Below are 16,597 nucleotides of genomic sequence, written 5' to 3' on the forward strand. Positions count from 1 at the left end.
AGCCGGATGGTCTGTTTGTATAATGAATCAATCATATTTTGCACCTGTGCATCATAGAATAAATAATACAGGAAAATCGTATGAAGCGAATCGGATTTTTCCGGAATGATGACAGGACAGGATGTGATGGTATGAAGAAAAATAACAGGATTCTAGCCTGGTTCACCATGGTTTTGTTAGCATTTGCAATTCCATATGTGGGAACCAGGCTTTTTGTGCGTTATCGGGATGTGTCGGATGCCCGGATCGCGGCACTTAGTAGCAGCCGGGATGTGTGTATCCTGCAAAATGAGAACTACAGGCTGATCGACTGTGAAGAATATATTTTGTATGTCCTTGCCGGATTGTATGATCCGTCGTGGAATGTGGAAATGACAAAGGCGATGGCAGTTCTGACCCGGACTGCGATCTATTATGAAATGAACGATCAGGCGGACACTGCAAATGGCGGGGGCAAGATCATCAATGAGGGAGATCTGAAAGAGATCCGTGTGGAGAAAGATGAATTAAAGCAAAAATGGGGGAAAGAATATAAGCAGAATATGGAAATGGTATATCAGGCTGTGAAGGATACAATGGGACAGGTTATCGTTTATGATGGCAGACTTATTATTCCTGTCAGTCATGCAGTCAGCATAGGGGTAACTGTCAGTGCAGAAGAATTATATGGTACTGCGATTCCATATCTGGTATCCGTTGACAGCAGTCAGGATATCCAGTCGCCGGATTTCTCATCGACAAAGATCTACAGTGCGCTTCGTATAAAGAAAGAATTTGGCATGAATGGAGAGGGAGAAGCGTTTGACGGATCAGAGAATCTGGGGCAGACCGACGTGGATGTTGAAAAAAACGAATCTGCGACGACTGGTTCAGCACAGAGTGAGGAACAGGCAGTGGATGCGGATGCACTGACTGTGCTTGAGGCGACGAAATCAGGATTTGTCCGAAAGGTAAATGTGTTCGGGACGGTCGTGACCGGAGAGACATTTGCACAGACCCTGTCACTTGGAACGACAAATTTTCATATCGATCAGGTCGAGGAGGGATATCGGATCATCTCGATCGGTAAAGGCTCATCCCTTGGAATGTCGATGTACGGAGCCGGATGGAAAGCCGATCAGGGCAGTACATATCGTGAGATCATTGCATACTATTATCCGGAAACTTCGATCGCGGATGGAGCGGCATATTAAACACCTGCGAAAACATATAAGGACAATTACCAATATATTGAGGATATTTGAAAGCATACAGATGGAATTGCAAAAGTGGTTGCTTTGCAAATCATTTCATTTCGCTGGTGGCAGGATACGACAAAATGCATAAGATAAATAAAAAGCTTGTGGAAAATATTTGCCTGTGTATATAATCCGGAAGTTCAGGCAACAATATCCATGAGGTGATAAACATGAAGAAATTTTTGAATGTTATTAAGAGAAATATTTTCTACATTGCCCTGATCGCCGGAATGGTGGCACTTGTAGGACTTGTAGCTCTATATAATGTGAAAACCCAGTCAGATGATGAAAATGCTGTCAGCTCGGAGGCAGTAGAAGAAACCGCAGACAGAAGCAATCTCGGAACAACAGAAGCAGTAAAAGAAACACTTGGCGGTACCGCCAAAGCAGAGAACAAGACAGAAGCAACAACAGAGAAAAGCTCAGAAGTAGAAACCGGAGCAAATGCTGCCAAGGTGGAAGAACAGATCGAACTGAACTATGACGGCAGTACAGCTCTTATGTGGCCACTAAACGGAAACGTGATCATACCATTCAGCATGGACACCACAGTATTTTACGAGACATTAAACCAGTACAAATGTAATGCCGGAATCGTATTGGAAGCAGCCGAAAATGATAAAGTATCAGCCGCTTACAAATGTAAGATCACAGAGATCACAAGCACACCGGAATTTGGAAATGTGGTAAAGGCATCCCTTGGGAATGGCTATGAAGTCATGTATGGACAGCTTAAGGATATCAATGTATCCGTTGGTCAGGTGGTAGATGCCGGCTGCACCATTGGCACTGTAGCAGAACCAAGCCGTTATTATTCAAAAGAAGGAACAAATCTGTATTTCGCAATCACCAAAGATGGCAAACCGGTCGATCCTGTATCATTGATCGAAGGGGAATAATCAGAACAATCCATATAAAGTATAAGAACAGATGCATGTCGTATCCACAGGGTAGGGTGTGTGTCTGTTTTTATTTTATCTCCTTCCTCTGGAACACCAACAGGGAAATAACGGTTGGCAGGATCAGAAGTACGGCGGCGATCTCCATAGCGTGAACAATCAGGCCGGTGGTTAGTGTCTGCCATGCAACAGCGGTCAGGCAGACGGTAGGAAGATTGGTGTAGATGATACGGAGTGCTTCTACTTCCGGGAAAATGGCATAGAAAAGCATGATGCCATTTGGCAGCAGGGCAACGACTACAGCATAGATACCGCACCACAGAAGGTCTGTGGAGAAGAACATGCACAGGGAGGATGCCATTGTCTGTCCGGCGATGATCATAGGAAGCATGATCACAAAACGCAGAAAATAATTCTGATATGCCGAAGCGGTCAGACTTCCATCATGACGAAAACAGATGTAATTCGTCAGCAGATAGGCTGCAGATACCACAACGATTCCGATAAGCAGCAATAGTGTATTCACGATACATTTGCCAAAAAAAATTGTGTTTCGGCTGGTTCCGAATGACACGATATTCTTCATCGTATTATTCCTCCATTCACCGGAGAAACCGATATCGGTGGTGAAAATAATGCAGTACCAGACGATCGTTGCCATCATGTACAGACCGGCATTCATAATATCTGCACCTTCAATCGTAAATGGGATCCGGATAACATGGATGGCATACCAGACAGATACGTTGATCAAAATGGCAATGACCACTCCGATTATGAGCAGGGTATATGGATAAGCCCGATGGATTACTTTGTAACATTCGCTTTTGAGGAAATTATTCAATCGTTGTCCCTCCTAACAGTTCAATAAAGAAATCTTCCAGTGTGGTTTTCACAATCTCCAGTGAGTACAGATCATATCTCTTTTCAAATAAGAAACGGCTGATCTTCTCAGTTGGGTAAACCGTGTTGTTTTCAAAATAAATATAAATGGTATCATCATCTGCATTGTAGGATGCGTCGAGTTGGAGCTCTTTTGAAAGACATTCAGCAGCTTTTTCACCATCACTGGTACGCACCTTTACATAGCTTTTTTCTTTTGCTTCTAATTCTTCAGCAGACATTTCCTGTAAGATCTGACCGTGATCGATGAACCCGTAGCATGTTGCCATATTTGCAAGCTCGGATAGAATATGCGAGGAAATGATGATCGTGAGTCCGTTCTCTTTGTTCAGCCGCAGCATCAGCTTTCGCATTTCGACGATGCCGGCAGGATCCAGACCATTGATCGGCTCATCTAAGATCAGAAATTCCGGATCGTGCATGAGCGACAGGGCGATTCCCAGACGCTGCTTCATGCCGAGAGAGAAATTTTTAAACTTTTTATCCTTAGCTTCGTAGAGTCCCGTTTCCTTCAGAACTGTTTCAACAATGGATGGATCGTCGATTCCGCGTTGGATACGGTAATATTCCAGATTGCGTTCTGCAGAGAAAAATGGATAAAATGCCGGAGTTTCGATGATAGCACCGGTTCTTTTCCGGGCTTCATTTAGTCCATGTGTTCCCTTCTTGCCAAAAAGTTCAATGCTGCCATAATCAGGAGCATTCTGTCCGGTAAACAGGCGGAGAAGTGTCGTTTTTCCTGCACCGTTTTTACCGATCAGAGCATAAATGTCGCCCTTTTTCACGGACATATTTATCTTATCAAGTGCAGGCTTATCACCGTATATCACTTCTACATCTGTTGCTTTTGCAATGACTTCTGCCATGGAACAGCACCTCCTGATTCAACCGAATTTTCCTATAATCAGCATACTGTTTTGCCGCAGGAAAGTCAATTCATGGAGCCGGCTCCAAGTTGAAACTTTTTTTATTTTTTCAAAATTAAAAATGTGCAGTTTGTAAGTTTATATATGTGCTGGTACAAGGTAACAATTATACAGAATTATCTAATGAAAGTGCATAATGAAAAATAAGGAAAAAATAGTGAAGATATAATGGAGAAAAAGATCAATATTTATTATAATGAAAGAATATCATGTCCTGCCAGACAGGACGACAAGGGGAGAGTTACAAATGATGCAAATGTTAAAAATCATGTTCATTATTCTTGTGGGAATTGGCATGTTGATCATGGGGATATACGAATTTATCCGGTTGAAAAAACGACGTAGGAAATTAAAGCAGTTATTGGACAATATTGCTTCGGGATCAACGGTTGATCAGTTGTTAAAGGAAAACCATCCGAAGCTGTCAGCTATGGATGAGATGGAAAAAGGTATCTATATCATAATAGGATTTGGAGCCGGGCTTATTTTGTTTGGAGCATTTTTCATGGCACAGGAGCTGATGGAGAGAAATGTCATACCGGATATGACGGGAACGACCGGGTGGATGCTTGTGCAGCGGCTGGTTGCATTTGCATCCGGCATCATTCTCCTTTTTATAGGAAGTGGCATGAAGAAGAAACAGGTAAAAGAAAATGATTACATGGATATGATGATTCCGGGGAAGGTAGTCGGAGAAGTGCCGGGAGCCAAGACACTGACGCCGGGGAAGGCGATCCTTACGATCCAGTACAATGATCCTTATGATGATAGTGTGCATAACTACCAATTGGTGCAGGAATTGAGCCGGAAGAAGCATCCGGTTGGCAGCGAATATCCGTTGTACTATTCCAGAGAGCAGCGCAAAGTATATGATCCGGGATCAAACAAAGTGAACCGGAAAACAGAACTGTTTCTCAAATGGCTGGGGATTATCATATGTCTGGTGTCCGTGTTGAGTATGTTCACGGCATTTTGATGAGGATAAGATAATATGCTAGAATAGCATTGGTTAGCAAACACTAACCGATGCCATTTTACGTTAAAGGAGAGAAATTTATCATTATCTGAATGCATTTGGTCTGACACCATGGATGTGTTTGCACTTGTTCTATATTATGATCCTGTATCTGTATACATGGATGACCGGATATGGATATGCCGATGCGGCACTTCCGGCATGCGAAGCCTTATTCGATCATCTGTCATGGGTTATCATAGTAAGCGAAGTCGTTATGCTTCCGGTATTCTTATACTGGTTTTATGTGGTCGTGCGCGGCAAAACTACATTGCCAAGATGGATGGCAGCAGGAAATGTACTTGTATTCTACTGCATTCTCTCTGCCATAAAAACAATACTTCCGGACACAGCATTCCGCCTTGGATTCACAAACGGCTTGATGAGCGAAAGCATGATCTTTTTCTTTATCCTCATATGGATTCTGGGAAGCAAAACTGCGGAGAAATAATAAAAAGGGATTGCCCTGTTAATCAGATTTACTGCTGTCTCTGAAATGACTAACTGCGGTTTCTGTTCGATGCACATGTCTTATTCGTAAATACTCCGGTGCTAACTCGCCTTCGGCTCAAACAAGCACTCGTATTTACTGACAATGTGCATCTCTCAACGAAATCCTCGTAATGTCATCTACAGAGACAGCGGTAGATCTGTTTTAACAGGGCAATCCCTTTTTCGTTTTTATAGACTTTTTTTAAAATAATATTCACTAATATTACTTCTGTCTGATGCTAATATCGCCGCTGGTCGTGCTGACGCCACATTCATATTCGGAATAATTTGCACCATGTGGAATATCAACATCGCCACTTTGTGTATCTGCTAAGAAACTGTAGCTTCGGTCAGAAGCAAGATCCAGATCAATGTCGCCGCTCGTAGCAGAAATGCTGATCGCATCAGCGGCCGTGATGGACATATCAATATCGCCACTCGTCGTATTACTGGAAAGACTGGTATTAGCAGTAATGTCACTGGCTGATACATAGCCGCTTGTGGTATAGAATTCTGCCTGATCTGTTGTTATGCGGTTCAACTGGATATCACCGCTTGAGGCATGAAGCTCCAGCTTAGTTGTAAATGAACCATTGCTGATAGAGATATCACCCGATGTAGTTTTGACTGTGAGGGTATTAGCTTCGATATCTGCGATATGGATGTCACCGCTGTTTGTCTTAAGACTGGTATATGAAGCGTTAAACACTGGCTTGCCATCAGTCTTGTGAGAATACAGATAGTCGATATCTCCACTTGCTGTGGCTACCTGGATAGATTCGTATTCTTTATCTGCCAGATAAACAACGGTAGTAGTATCCTGACCAAATCCGAGTGAGATTGTCGGATGGTGGGTACGTTTGTCTTCGCAGCGGAAGGTGAGCACGCCGTCAACAACCTCTGCATGGTTGGTCAGACCATCTGTATCATAATATTCGATGTAATTCGTTCCGTTGTCGGAGTTTTTGATCATGACGTCGGTAGATGCTTCGCCTGCGATGTCAATGGCGTTGAAATCATCTTTGATCTGAACTGTTTTCTTCACATAGTCCGGCAAGGCTTTCATACCGAGCAGGTCGACAGAACCATTTGGAAAATGGAATCCGTTAATTGCAAAACTTAAGAATACGATAATGACGCCGACCACTATAAATATAGAAGCAACAATAACTGCTTTTTTGGATTTACTCATAATTATCTCTCCTTTACAAACATTCTCTTAATTCCATTGATGGATGCCTTGTACAGCTTGAAAATGCCGATCGTAACAGGCTTCACGGCTACGACGAACAGGATCGCAAGTCCGATTCCGGCAAATGCAGCTCCAAGCATGAAAAGGGCAGCCGGAACATTCTGTGTAACAAAAAATGGAATAACTCCCAGCAGCCCGCCGATACCTGCAACTGCCATCGAGAGTACGATCGCATAGAAGGACAGGAGAAGTGCCAAAATGACAACCGCCATGGCAATGACCAGAACGATCGCGGTCAGTAACAGCGGAGCCCATATAGGAGAGCCAAGAATCAGCAAAATGATCTCCCATGCTTTTAACCGGTGGGATGGTTTGATCTTTTCTTTCACAAGTTTCGTTAGTGGCATATCTGCCAGAATCTGGTCAACGACATCGTCCGGGGCATCCATATCGGCAACCGCATCTTCCTCCGACAGACCATCTTCCATACGGTCATCGATCATTTCACTATAATAATCCATAAATTTATTAATATCGTCTGCCGGCATTTTCCGGATCTTTCCTCGGATCGCCGACAAATATTCCTGTTTAGTCATTGTCATTCTCCTCTCTGATAATAAAACGATATATAGATTCAAGTTCTTTCCATTCTTCTTTGAATTCCTCGATTCGTGCTTTGCCCGCATCGGTAATATGATAGTATTTCCGAAGCCGTCCGTTGTGTTCTACGGAGCGAACGGTGAGGAATGCGCCGGCTTCCAGTCTTCGCAGGATCGGATACAATGTAGATTCCGATATCGTTACAAAGGGTTTCATGTCCTTGATGATCTGATATCCATAAGAATCTTCATCCTTGATCGCAGCCAGTACACAGACATCCAGCATACCGCGTTTTAATTGAATATCCATATGTATACCTCCTTATGCACTATACTATATTACGCATAGTATAATATGTCAAGAGGTATTTTATAAAAAATAATTTGACAAGAACGCTCATGGTTGCTATACTCAAGGTTGATAAAAATAAGAAGAAAAGCGATGACAGAGACAGTAGATCATGTTTGAAAGGCAGAGCGAGCCGGAGATGGTGCAAGACCGGTGCGAGTAGAAGATGATGGAAGATCACTCTTAAGCTTCAGACCGAAAACGACAGCCAGTAGGCTCTGACGTCATTCCCTCGTTACGGGAAGCACATATGTTAGTATGCAAGTAATAGGTGGTATAACGAGAACTTTAAGCCTTCGTCCTTTTTGCGGCGGCGGCTTTTTTTACTTTATATGCAAATTATCTTATAAAGTAAATACTCCGATAAAGGTGTGCACCTCGCGATGAAGTAATTAATTGCTTCGCAATTCCGCTCGGGCGCGAAAGAGCCGCAAGCTACTCTTTGTTCTTTAAATAAAAAATATTTTGCATACATTGAATAAAAAGAAAGGAAGAACAACATGTACGAAAAAGTATCGACCAAATTGAATTTCGTAGACAGAGAACAGAAGGTTCTGGATTTCTGGAAAGAAAATCAGGTATTTGAGAAGAGTGTGGAAGAAACAAAGGATCTTCCGACTTACACATTTTATGATGGACCTCCAACAGCAAACGGTAAGCCACATATCGGCCATGTGCTTACACGAGTTATCAAGGATATGATTCCAAGATATCAGACAATGAAGGGCCATAACGTAGTAAGAAAGGCAGGATGGGATACACATGGCCTTCCTGTAGAGTTGGAAGTTGAGAAACTTTTAGGAATCGATGGCAAAGAGCAGATCGAGGAATACGGTCTGGAGCCATTTATTCAGAAATGTAAAGAATCCGTATGGAAATACAAAGGTATGTGGGAAGAATTCTCCGGCAAGGTAGGATTCTGGGCAGATATGGATGATCCATATGTAACATACCACAATGATTTCATCGAGTCCGAGTGGTGGGCACTGAAGAAGATCTGGGATCAGGGACTTTTATACAAAGGCTTCAAGATCGTGCCATATTGTCCGCGTTGCGGAACTCCACTGTCAAGCCACGAAGTAGCACAGGGTTATAAGACTGTAAAGGAACGTTCCGCAGTTGTAAGATTCAAGGTTATCGGCGAAGATGCATATTTCCTTGCATGGACAACTACACCTTGGACACTTCCATCAAACGTAGCCCTCTGTGTAAATCCGGATGAGACTTATGTCAAAGTAAAGGCAGCAGACGGATATACCTATTATCTGGCAGAAGCACTGGCAGACAAGGTACTCGGTTCCCTTGCAAAGGAGGCTACAGACGATACACCTGCTGTACCTGCATATGAAATTCTGGAGACATACAAAGGAAAAGATCTGGAATACAAAGAGTACGAACCATTATATGAGTGCGTAAAGCCTGTATGCGAGAAGCAACATAAGAAGGGTCACTACATCACATGTGATTCTTATGTAACTATGACAGATGGTACAGGTATCGTTCATATCGCACCTGCATTTGGTGAGGACGACGCAAATGTAGGAAGAAAGTACGATCTTCCATTTGTACAGTTCGTAGATGGCAAGGGTGATCTGACAGAGGAAACCCCTTATGCGGGAATCTTCGTAAAGGATGCAGATCCAAAGGTATTGGTTGACCTTGACAAAGAAGGACTTCTGTTCGACGCACCAAAGTTCGAGCATGAATATCCACACTGCTGGAGATGTGATACTCCGCTGATCTACTACGCAAGAGATACCTGGTTTATCAAGATGACAGCAGTCAGAGATAAGCTGGTTAAGAATAACGACACCGTAAACTGGATCCCTGAGAGCATTGGTAAGGGACGTTTCGGTGACTGGTTAAAGAATGTACAGGATTGGGGACTTTCCCGTAACCGTTATTGGGGAACTCCGTTAAATATCTGGGAATGTGAATGCGGATGCCGTCATGCGATCGGTTCGATCGAAGAATTAAAGAGCATGAGCGACAACTGCCCGGATGAGATCGAGCTGCACCGTCCGTTCATCGACGCTGTAACGATCAAATGTCCGGAGTGCGGTAAGCAGATGCACAGAGTATCTGAAGTTATCGACTGCTGGTTCGATTCAGGTTCCATGCCATTTGCACAGTGGCATTATCCGTTTGAGAATGCAGACATCTTCGAGAAGCATTTCCCTGCTGACTTCATCAGCGAGGCAGTTGACCAGACAAGAGGATGGTTCTATTCTCTGATGGCGATCTCAACCCTGTTATTTGACAAGGCTCCGTTCAAGAATGTAATTGTCCTCGGACATGTACAGGATAAGGATGGACAGAAGATGAGTAAGTCCAAGGGAAATGCCGTAGATCCGATGGATGCATTGAACAAATACGGTGCAGATGCGATCCGGTGGTATTTCTACAGCAACTCCGCTCCATGGCTTCCAAACCGTTTCCATGAAGATGCGGTTATCGAGTGCCAGAGAAAGTTCCTCGGAACCTTATGGAACACTTACGCATTCTATGTATTATATGCAAATATCGACAACTTCAATCCACTTGAGCATGAGCTGGATTACGAGAAGCTGTCACTGATGGATAAATGGTTATTATCAAAGCTGAACTCAACCGTAAAGGCTGTTGATGAGAACCTTGCAGCATACAAGATCCCTGAGACAACCAGAGTATTAGAGGAGTTCGTAGATGACCTTTCCAACTGGTATGTTCGTCGTGGACGTGAGAGATACTGGGCAAAGGGTATGGAGCAGGATAAGGTAAATGCCTACATGACACTGTATACAGCCCTTGTTACAATCTCCATGACAGCAGCTCCGATGATTCCGTTTATGGCAGAGGATATTTACCAGAATCTGGTAAGAAGCATTGATAAGGATGCTCCATTATCTGTTCATCTGTGCGAGTTCCCGAAGGTAGAGGAGAAGATGATCGACACAGATCTTGAAGCAGCTATGGATGAGATCTTAAAGATCGTTGTTCTTGGACGTGCAGCCAGAAATACTGCAAATATCAAGAACAGACAGCCGATCGGAACCATGTATGTAAAGGCAGCAAAAGAGCTGACAGAGGATGAGACAGCGATCGTCAAAGACGAGCTGAACATCAAGAACGTAGTATTTACAGAGGATATCGCAAGCTTCAGTTCTTACACATTCAAGCCGCAGCTTCGTACCGTAGGACCAAAGTACGGCAAGCAGTTAGGCGGAATCAAGGCATATCTGTCATCCGTTGACGGAAATGCAGCTATGGCAGAGCTGAAGGAAAAGGGTGCTCTGACATTTGACGTAAACGGCACAGAGGTATCTCTGGCAGAGGAAGATCTGCTGATCGATATCGCACAAACTGAAGGCTACGTTACAGAGGCAGACGGTGCGGTAACAGTTGTTATCGACACAAATCTGACAGAAGAACTCTTAGAGGAAGGATTTGTCAGAGAGATCGTATCCAAGATCCAGACCATGAGAAAGGAAGCCGGCTTCGAAGTAATGGACAAGATCACAGTCTATGCAGAGGGAAGCGACAAGGCAACCGGACTTATGAATGCAAATGCTGACAGCATCAAGTCAGACGTTATGGCAGATGCACTGGTAACCGGAAGTGTAGATGGCTATTCCAAGGAATGGAACATCAACGGCGAGAAGGTAACACTTGGTGTAAAGAAAAACGCATAAATAATACAGGGCGATGACCGATGCCGAAAAAAGCAAATTTATACTTGCTTTTTTCGGAAAGCGTCTGTATTATAGATAACATATTAAAAGGTGCAAGGAAGTACTAGAGATAGCAACTTCCCTGCACCTTTTTCTCGTTAATGAAGTTGCCAATTACACAACAAGGAGTAGAAACGAGCGGAAGCGTTCCCTGGTTGGTAATGTCAAAAACATTCAAATATAACATCAAACAGTAGATATTGTGTAATTGACTATGAATGAATATGGAGGCGATGGGTATGGAAAAACTCAATCAGATTGTAAGTGCAGTTGATTCGTTTGTGTGGGGACCGGTGATGCTGGTGCTTCTCGTAGGAACCGGTATCTTTCTGACGATACGGACGCGATTCCTGCCGTGGAGGAATCTCGGATATGCGATCAAGAGCACACTTAGTAAAGAAGCAAGAACAAAGAACAGAGGAACCGGTGATGTATCCCCATTCTCGGCACTGACGACAGCGCTTGCCGCAACGATCGGAACCGGAAATATCGTAGGTGTGGCGACAGCAATGGTATCCGGTGGTCCGGGTGCTCTGGTCTGGATGTGGATCTCGGCGTTGTTCGGAATCACATCGAAATTCTCAGAATGTATGCTGGCAATCAAATACCGTGAGGTAAATGCCAAAGGAGAGATCTCCGGCGGCCCGATGTATACGATGAAGAAAGCATTGAAACACAAAAGATTCGGAAGTGTGCTCGGTTGGTTGTTTGCATTCTTTGCGGTTGTTGCATCCTTTGGTATCGGAAATATGACACAGGCGAACTCGATTGCATCCTCCATGAATGAGACCTTTCACATCAATCCGATCATTATCGGTGTAATCCTTACGATCCTTGCCTTAATGATCATTATCGGCGGTATCAAATCCATATCAAAGATTTCCGCGATCGTTGTTCCGTTTATGGCAATCTTCTATGTACTTGCAGGACTTATAGTAATTATCGGAAATATATCGAATGTGCCGGAAGGTCTGCATGAGATCTTCACAATGGCATTTTCCATGAAATCCGTATCCGGCGGTGTGCTTGGTACCGTAGTTGCATCTATGACAAATGCAATGCGGTTCGGTGTTGCCCGTGGTTGTTTCTCAAATGAAGCAGGTATGGGATCGGCAGCGATCACCGCAGCAGCAGCTACAACAGATAACCCGGTTCGTCAGGGATATATCAATATGACAGGAACCTTCTGGGATACGATCGTTGTATGTACGATTACCGGTTTGGTAATCGCAAGCTCCGGTGTGATCGGTAAAACATCGACAACGACGGAAGGCTCATATGCGATCACCTCTGAAGCCGAAGATACGCTGGCTCTGACACATGAAGAAAAAGGCAAGATGGTGACGACAGAATATACCGTTACATACCAAGATGGAACAATGACTTTGTCCGGTGGAGCAGAGGATATCGTTCTGACACCATATGCAGACGCTTCCGATAGTGAAGCATTTGCAAAGCTTCAGCATCAGCCGGACAGTCTGGAAGCAGTTTATGAGAATGGTGCGATCACAGGTGCATGGACCTCTGGCTGCAATGCTTATATTTTTGATGAAGATGGTACATATTATTATGAAGAAGCCTATACAGGATCGGCACTGACGATCAAAGCATTTGAGACAGTTCTGGGTAAGGCGGGAGCATGGCTGGTAACGATCGGTATTGCGTTATTTGCATTCTCGACGATCCTTGGCTGGGAGTATCATGGAGAGAAGGCCTTTGAATACCTGTTCCATTCCCACAAATACAACATGATCTATCGTATCGTATTCTCCCTTGTAGTATACATCGGTGCGACGACTTCACTGGATCTGGCATGGAACTTCTCGGATATCGCAAATGCACTGATGGCGATTCCAAACCTGATCTGCCTGCTTCTGTTAAGCAAAGAGATCGCAACGGATATGCAGGAATTCCAGAAAGTACTCGCAGAAGAAAAAGCAGCAAAGAAGCGTGCGTAAATAGTCGACCTGTCTGTAAGTTTTTTGATCAAAATGGAAAATACATTACATATTATTCCGCAAGTCGTTTGCACTCTATTTCAACGCAGCGGTGCTAAGCTCCTCGCCGGTGGCGACTCACTAAGAACCGGCGTTGAAACAGGCTTGCTACATAACAGTAATGTTATTTTCCATTTTGTCTTAAACATTTGCGTACGGACAGGCTGACTATTTTTGTGTAGAATATAATAGTAGTTTTTCACATTTATAGTAGCAAAATGACAGTTTATGAGTATAATTATAGTAAACGCGCAGACGGAATAATAAGAGGAAGATGCCGGAATGTGAAGCACAGCCGGATATGAGAGCGCATGAAGATGCGAGATTTACTGATGAAGTACCGGGATCTGTCTGCTTTATTATAATGGATTCAAAAATGAGTTCAGGGGGAAGCTGTCGGAGAAGCTCCGGCGGCATACCCGGATACATAGAAAGCTGATGACAGGACATTTGCGAGGCTGCAGGAAAGTGCCATGGCAGGACACTTGCCACGGAACACAGGAAAGGCGCTGGCTTGTCGATATCGGCTTTGGATAAAAAAGAAAACATGTGGGTAAGAACACAATGAGTACGACAGAAGAAAAACACAACTATACTTACATAGTCCGGTGTAAGGACGGAACGTATTACACTGGATGGACGAATAATCTGGAAAAGCGGATGAAAGCACATAATGAAGGACGAGGGGGCGCCAAGTATACCAGAAGCCGGCGCCCTGTTGTCCTTGTTTATTATGAGGAATCAGAGACGCCAGAGGAAGCAATGAGCAGAGAGTGGCACATCAAGCAGATGAGTCGGAGCCGAAAAGAAGAATTAATCAGAAATTTTCAACCAGATAGTATACAGAAGCCATGAAAATAGTATAAAATATAAGAATTGAGAAAATAAAAGTCGAACACCAGGAGGTTATAGATGGGAAGACAATTATGGAAACCGGGGAATATGCTGTACCCGGTACCGGCAGTTATGGTAACATGTAAGCGAGAAGGCGGACAACCGAATATTATTACGATCGCATGGGCGGGGACAGTTTGCAGTTCTCCGGCGATGGTTTCAATATCTGTTAGACCGGAACGCTATTCTTATGATATTATAAAAGCTAGTGGAGAATTTGTGATCAATCTGGTGACTGAGAAGCTGACATTTGCGACCGATTATTGCGGCGTAAAGAGTGGGCGCGATATTGACAAATTCAAAGCAACAGGACTTCATACCTGTCCGGGACTTACAGTTGCCACACCGGGTATCGCGGAGAGTCCGGTCAATATCGAATGTAAGGTAAAAGAAGTGATCCCGCTTGGAAGTCATCATATGTTCCTGGCGGAGGTGACCGGCGTACAGGTGGATGAAGCATACATGAATGAAAACGGCAAATTCGAGCTTAACCAGCTTGGACTGGTAGCATATTCCCATGGAGAATACTTTAAACTTGGAAAGAAACTGGGAAAATTCGGATATTCAGTGAGGAAGAAATAAGAAACATGAAGATAGAATTACAGGCATATGGTAAAGTAAATCTGGGACTGGACGTGCTCAGAAGAAGACCGGACGGTTATCATGAAGTAAAGATGATCATGCAGACGGTAAAATTACATGACACATTGACATTTGAGACAGTGGATGAGGATGTGATCGTTCTCAGCACAAATGCGGACGAGCTTCCGGTAAATGAAGATAATCTGGTATATAAAGCATGCCGGATGTTGAAGCAGGAATATCAGATCACGCGTGGAATCCGGGTATTTCTTCAGAAAGAACTTCCGGTTGCAGCCGGTATGGCAGGAGGAAGTGCTGATGCCGCTGCTGCGCTGATCGGAATGAATAAGATCTTTGATCTTCAGATTCCGAAACATAAGCTGATGGAATATGGTGTGAAGCTTGGGGCAGATGTTCCATATTGTATCATGAAAGGAACTGCATTATCAGAAGGAATCGGTGAGAAGCTGACGGCACTTGCACCGATGCCGGATTGTTATATTCTGCTGGCAAAGCCGCCAATCGCTGTATCGACGAAGATGGTATATGAGAACCTGCATGCAAATGAATTAAAAAAACATCCGGATATAGACGGCATGGTGATGGCACTGGAAGAACAGAGTTTACAGGGAATCACGGAGCGAATGGAAAATGTACTGGAAACGGTGACCGAGGTTCGGTATCCGGTTATTGCGGAGATCAAAGCCTGCATGAAAGAATGTGGTGCGATGAATTCACTTATGAGTGGAAGTGGCCCGACTGTATTTGGTATATTTACAGAAAAGGAAAAAGCGGAGAAAGCGGCAGATGCGATCCGCAGCCGGAAGCTGGCAAAGCAGGTATTTGTCACACAGCCATATAATGTGTAAGATCAGACAGAACAGAGGGAGTTGTTCTGCAGAAGAAATAGAGAGAAATGGGGTAACTTATGGAGTTGAAGTTAAATATGGATGAGTATCTTCCGCTTCGGGAGGTTGTATTTGAAGCGTTGCGGGATGCCATCGTACATGGAGAATTTGAACCGGGCGAACGGTTATTAGAAGTGGCACTCGCAAAACGTCTGGGTGTCAGCCGGACTCCGGTGCGTGAAGCAATCCGGATGCTGGAATTAGAGGGCTTAGTCGTGATGGTTCCAAGGAAAGGCGCAGAGGTTGCCCGTATCACGGAGAAGGATCTCCGGGATGCGTTGGAGATCCGCCTGAGTCTGGAAGAACTGGCAGTCGAACTTGCCTGCAAGCGGATTGATGAAGACGGCAGACTCAGATTAAAAGAAGCCTGTGAGAATTTCCGTGAGGCAGTCCGTTCCGGTCGTGTGCCGGATATCGTAGATACAGATGTTGCCTTTCATGAGACAATCTGTGAATTAAGCAACAATCCAAGGCTTGTGAGTCTTACCAAGAACTTCGGAGAGCAGGTGTACCGATACCGTGTGGAATATGTGCGGGATACCGGATATCATGGCAAACTGCTCCGTGAGCATGATGAGATCACGGAGGCGATATTGCTCGGAGATGTAGAGAAAGCAAAAGCAGTTATGCATCAGCATATTTACGATCAGGAACAGATCGTGATACAGAATATCAAACAGAAACAGGATACTATATAAGACTGAGTGGTCAAAAATAGGGAGTGGACAGTAAGAAATTTACCGTTCACTCCCTATTTTTGACCACTCAGTCCATTTTACAGTTTTTTTAAATGCAATCTGGTATAGTTTAGATATTCTAAAACATAAGGCGTGTAAAGTAAATTGACAAATACATATGTATGCCATATACTTGGTATTACTAGGTATAAAGAT

Annotated in this window: 16 protein-coding genes; 11 read left to right on the forward strand and 5 right to left on the reverse strand. The window is 43.9% G+C overall.

The genetic code is table 11. The features are described 5' to 3' along the window. Positions 1-80 precede the first annotated feature (80 nt). Both LK416_11685 and LK416_11690 read left to right on the forward strand, forming a co-directional pair. A complete protein-coding gene (locus LK416_11685; protein ID UEA74304.1) occupies positions 81-1,193 on the forward strand; it encodes a SpoIID/LytB domain-containing protein in 1,113 nt (370 codons plus the stop codon). 215 nt (positions 1,194-1,408) lie between these two features. Further along, positions 1,409-2,137, forward strand: coding sequence for a M23 family metallopeptidase (locus tag LK416_11690; protein UEA74305.1), 729 nt, complete (start codon positions 1,409-1,411; stop codon positions 2,135-2,137). A gap of 70 nt (positions 2,138-2,207) precedes the next feature. Here LK416_11690 and LK416_11695 read toward each other — a convergent pair whose 3' ends face one another. Together LK416_11695 and LK416_11700 are read right to left on the reverse strand one after the other, a co-directional pair. Beyond that, positions 2,208-2,981 (reverse strand): ABC transporter permease subunit, encoded by a 774-nt coding sequence (locus tag LK416_11695; GenBank protein UEA74306.1) that lies wholly within the window; start codon positions 2,979-2,981, stop codon positions 2,208-2,210. Then, positions 2,974-3,906 carry an ABC transporter ATP-binding protein gene (locus LK416_11700; GenBank protein UEA74307.1) on the reverse strand — a complete coding sequence of 311 codons (933 nt, stop codon included), beginning with the start codon at positions 3,904-3,906 and terminating at the stop codon, positions 2,974-2,976. The genes LK416_11695 and LK416_11700 overlap by 8 nt, the downstream gene beginning before the upstream one ends. Before the next feature lie 307 nt (positions 3,907-4,213). On the opposite strand from LK416_11700, the gene LK416_11705 reads away from it, so the two are divergent. Together LK416_11705 and LK416_11710 are read left to right on the forward strand one after the other, a co-directional pair. Continuing rightward, positions 4,214-4,942 carry a hypothetical protein gene (locus LK416_11705; protein ID UEA74308.1) on the forward strand — a complete coding sequence of 243 codons (729 nt, stop codon included), beginning with the start codon at positions 4,214-4,216 and terminating at the stop codon, positions 4,940-4,942. 127 nt (positions 4,943-5,069) lie between these two features. Further along, positions 5,070-5,432, forward strand: coding sequence for a hypothetical protein (locus LK416_11710; protein ID UEA74309.1), 363 nt, complete (start codon positions 5,070-5,072; stop codon positions 5,430-5,432). A gap of 264 nt (positions 5,433-5,696) precedes the next feature. Here LK416_11710 and LK416_11715 read toward each other — a convergent pair whose 3' ends face one another. From LK416_11715 to LK416_11725, 3 genes are read right to left on the reverse strand one after another with little or no spacing between them, the layout of a single operon-like run. Further along, entirely contained in the window at positions 5,697-6,665 is a 969-nt protein-coding gene (locus LK416_11715) for a DUF4097 domain-containing protein (protein UEA74310.1), read from the reverse strand. Positions 6,666-6,667: 2 nt separating this feature from the next. Next, positions 6,668-7,261 carry a DUF1700 domain-containing protein gene (locus LK416_11720; protein UEA74311.1) on the reverse strand — a complete coding sequence of 198 codons (594 nt, stop codon included), beginning with the start codon at positions 7,259-7,261 and terminating at the stop codon, positions 6,668-6,670. Continuing rightward, a complete protein-coding gene (locus tag LK416_11725; protein UEA74312.1) occupies positions 7,254-7,574 on the reverse strand; it encodes a PadR family transcriptional regulator in 321 nt (106 codons plus the stop codon). The genes LK416_11720 and LK416_11725 overlap by 8 nt, the downstream gene beginning before the upstream one ends. 539 nt (positions 7,575-8,113) lie before the next feature. Here LK416_11725 and ileS point away from each other — a divergent pair. From ileS to LK416_11760, 7 genes are all read left to right on the forward strand, one after another. Beyond that, positions 8,114-11,284 (forward strand): isoleucine--tRNA ligase, encoded by a 3,171-nt coding sequence (ileS, locus tag LK416_11730; GenBank protein UEA74313.1) that lies wholly within the window; start codon positions 8,114-8,116, stop codon positions 11,282-11,284. Positions 11,285-11,562: 278 nt separating this feature from the next. After that, positions 11,563-13,281 carry a sodium:alanine symporter family protein gene (locus tag LK416_11735; GenBank protein UEA74314.1) on the forward strand — a complete coding sequence of 573 codons (1,719 nt, stop codon included), beginning with the start codon at positions 11,563-11,565 and terminating at the stop codon, positions 13,279-13,281. 313 nt (positions 13,282-13,594) lie between these two features. After that, positions 13,595-13,759: a hypothetical protein gene (locus LK416_11740; GenBank protein UEA74315.1), complete on the forward strand. Its 165-nt coding sequence runs from the start codon at positions 13,595-13,597 to the stop codon at positions 13,757-13,759. 125 nt (positions 13,760-13,884) lie between these two features. Beyond that, the gene (locus LK416_11745) at positions 13,885-14,175 is read left to right on the forward strand and encodes a GIY-YIG nuclease family protein (protein ID UEA75917.1); all 291 of its coding nucleotides are present in this window, start codon (positions 13,885-13,887) and stop codon (positions 14,173-14,175) included. Between the two features lie 57 nt (positions 14,176-14,232). Next, the gene (locus tag LK416_11750; GenBank protein UEA74316.1) at positions 14,233-14,796 is read left to right on the forward strand and encodes a flavin reductase family protein; all 564 of its coding nucleotides are present in this window, start codon (positions 14,233-14,235) and stop codon (positions 14,794-14,796) included. A gap of 5 nt (positions 14,797-14,801) precedes the next feature. Continuing rightward, positions 14,802-15,665: a 4-(cytidine 5'-diphospho)-2-C-methyl-D-erythritol kinase gene (ispE, locus tag LK416_11755; GenBank protein UEA74317.1), complete on the forward strand. Its 864-nt coding sequence runs from the start codon at positions 14,802-14,804 to the stop codon at positions 15,663-15,665. A gap of 59 nt (positions 15,666-15,724) precedes the next feature. Beyond that, the gene (locus LK416_11760; GenBank protein UEA74318.1) at positions 15,725-16,402 is read left to right on the forward strand and encodes a GntR family transcriptional regulator; all 678 of its coding nucleotides are present in this window, start codon (positions 15,725-15,727) and stop codon (positions 16,400-16,402) included. The last annotated feature ends 195 nt before the right edge of the window (positions 16,403-16,597 follow it).

The sequence above is a fragment of the Lachnospiraceae bacterium GAM79 genome (assembly GCA_020735665.1).
Lineage (GTDB): Bacteria > Bacillota > Clostridia > Lachnospirales > Lachnospiraceae > Coprococcus.

Bases quoted from the DNA above. Each gene is read 5' to 3' on its own strand.
- LK416_11690 (UEA74305.1), top strand. From the start codon at position 1,409: ATGAAGAAATTTTTGAATGTTATTAAGAGAAATATTTTCTACATTGCC.
- ispE (UEA74317.1), top strand. From the start codon at position 14,802: ATGAAGATAGAATTACAGGCATATGGTAAAGTAAATCTGGGACTGGAC.
- LK416_11750 (UEA74316.1), top strand. From the start codon at position 14,233: ATGGGAAGACAATTATGGAAACCGGGGAATATGCTGTACCCGGTACCG.
- LK416_11685 (UEA74304.1), top strand. From the start codon at position 81: ATGAAGCGAATCGGATTTTTCCGGAATGATGACAGGACAGGATGTGAT.
- LK416_11720 (UEA74311.1), bottom strand. From the start codon at position 7,261: ATGACTAAACAGGAATATTTGTCGGCGATCCGAGGAAAGATCCGGAAA.
- ileS (UEA74313.1), top strand. From the start codon at position 8,114: ATGTACGAAAAAGTATCGACCAAATTGAATTTCGTAGACAGAGAACAG.
- LK416_11740 (UEA74315.1), top strand. From the start codon at position 13,595: ATGCCGGAATGTGAAGCACAGCCGGATATGAGAGCGCATGAAGATGCG.
- LK416_11715 (UEA74310.1), bottom strand. From the start codon at position 6,665: ATGAGTAAATCCAAAAAAGCAGTTATTGTTGCTTCTATATTTATAGTG.
- LK416_11725 (UEA74312.1), bottom strand. From the start codon at position 7,574: ATGGATATTCAATTAAAACGCGGTATGCTGGATGTCTGTGTACTGGCT.
- LK416_11735 (UEA74314.1), top strand. From the start codon at position 11,563: ATGGAAAAACTCAATCAGATTGTAAGTGCAGTTGATTCGTTTGTGTGG.
- LK416_11760 (UEA74318.1), top strand. From the start codon at position 15,725: ATGGAGTTGAAGTTAAATATGGATGAGTATCTTCCGCTTCGGGAGGTT.
- LK416_11745 (UEA75917.1), top strand. From the start codon at position 13,885: ATGAGTACGACAGAAGAAAAACACAACTATACTTACATAGTCCGGTGT.
- LK416_11700 (UEA74307.1), bottom strand. From the start codon at position 3,906: ATGGCAGAAGTCATTGCAAAAGCAACAGATGTAGAAGTGATATACGGT.
- LK416_11705 (UEA74308.1), top strand. From the start codon at position 4,214: ATGATGCAAATGTTAAAAATCATGTTCATTATTCTTGTGGGAATTGGC.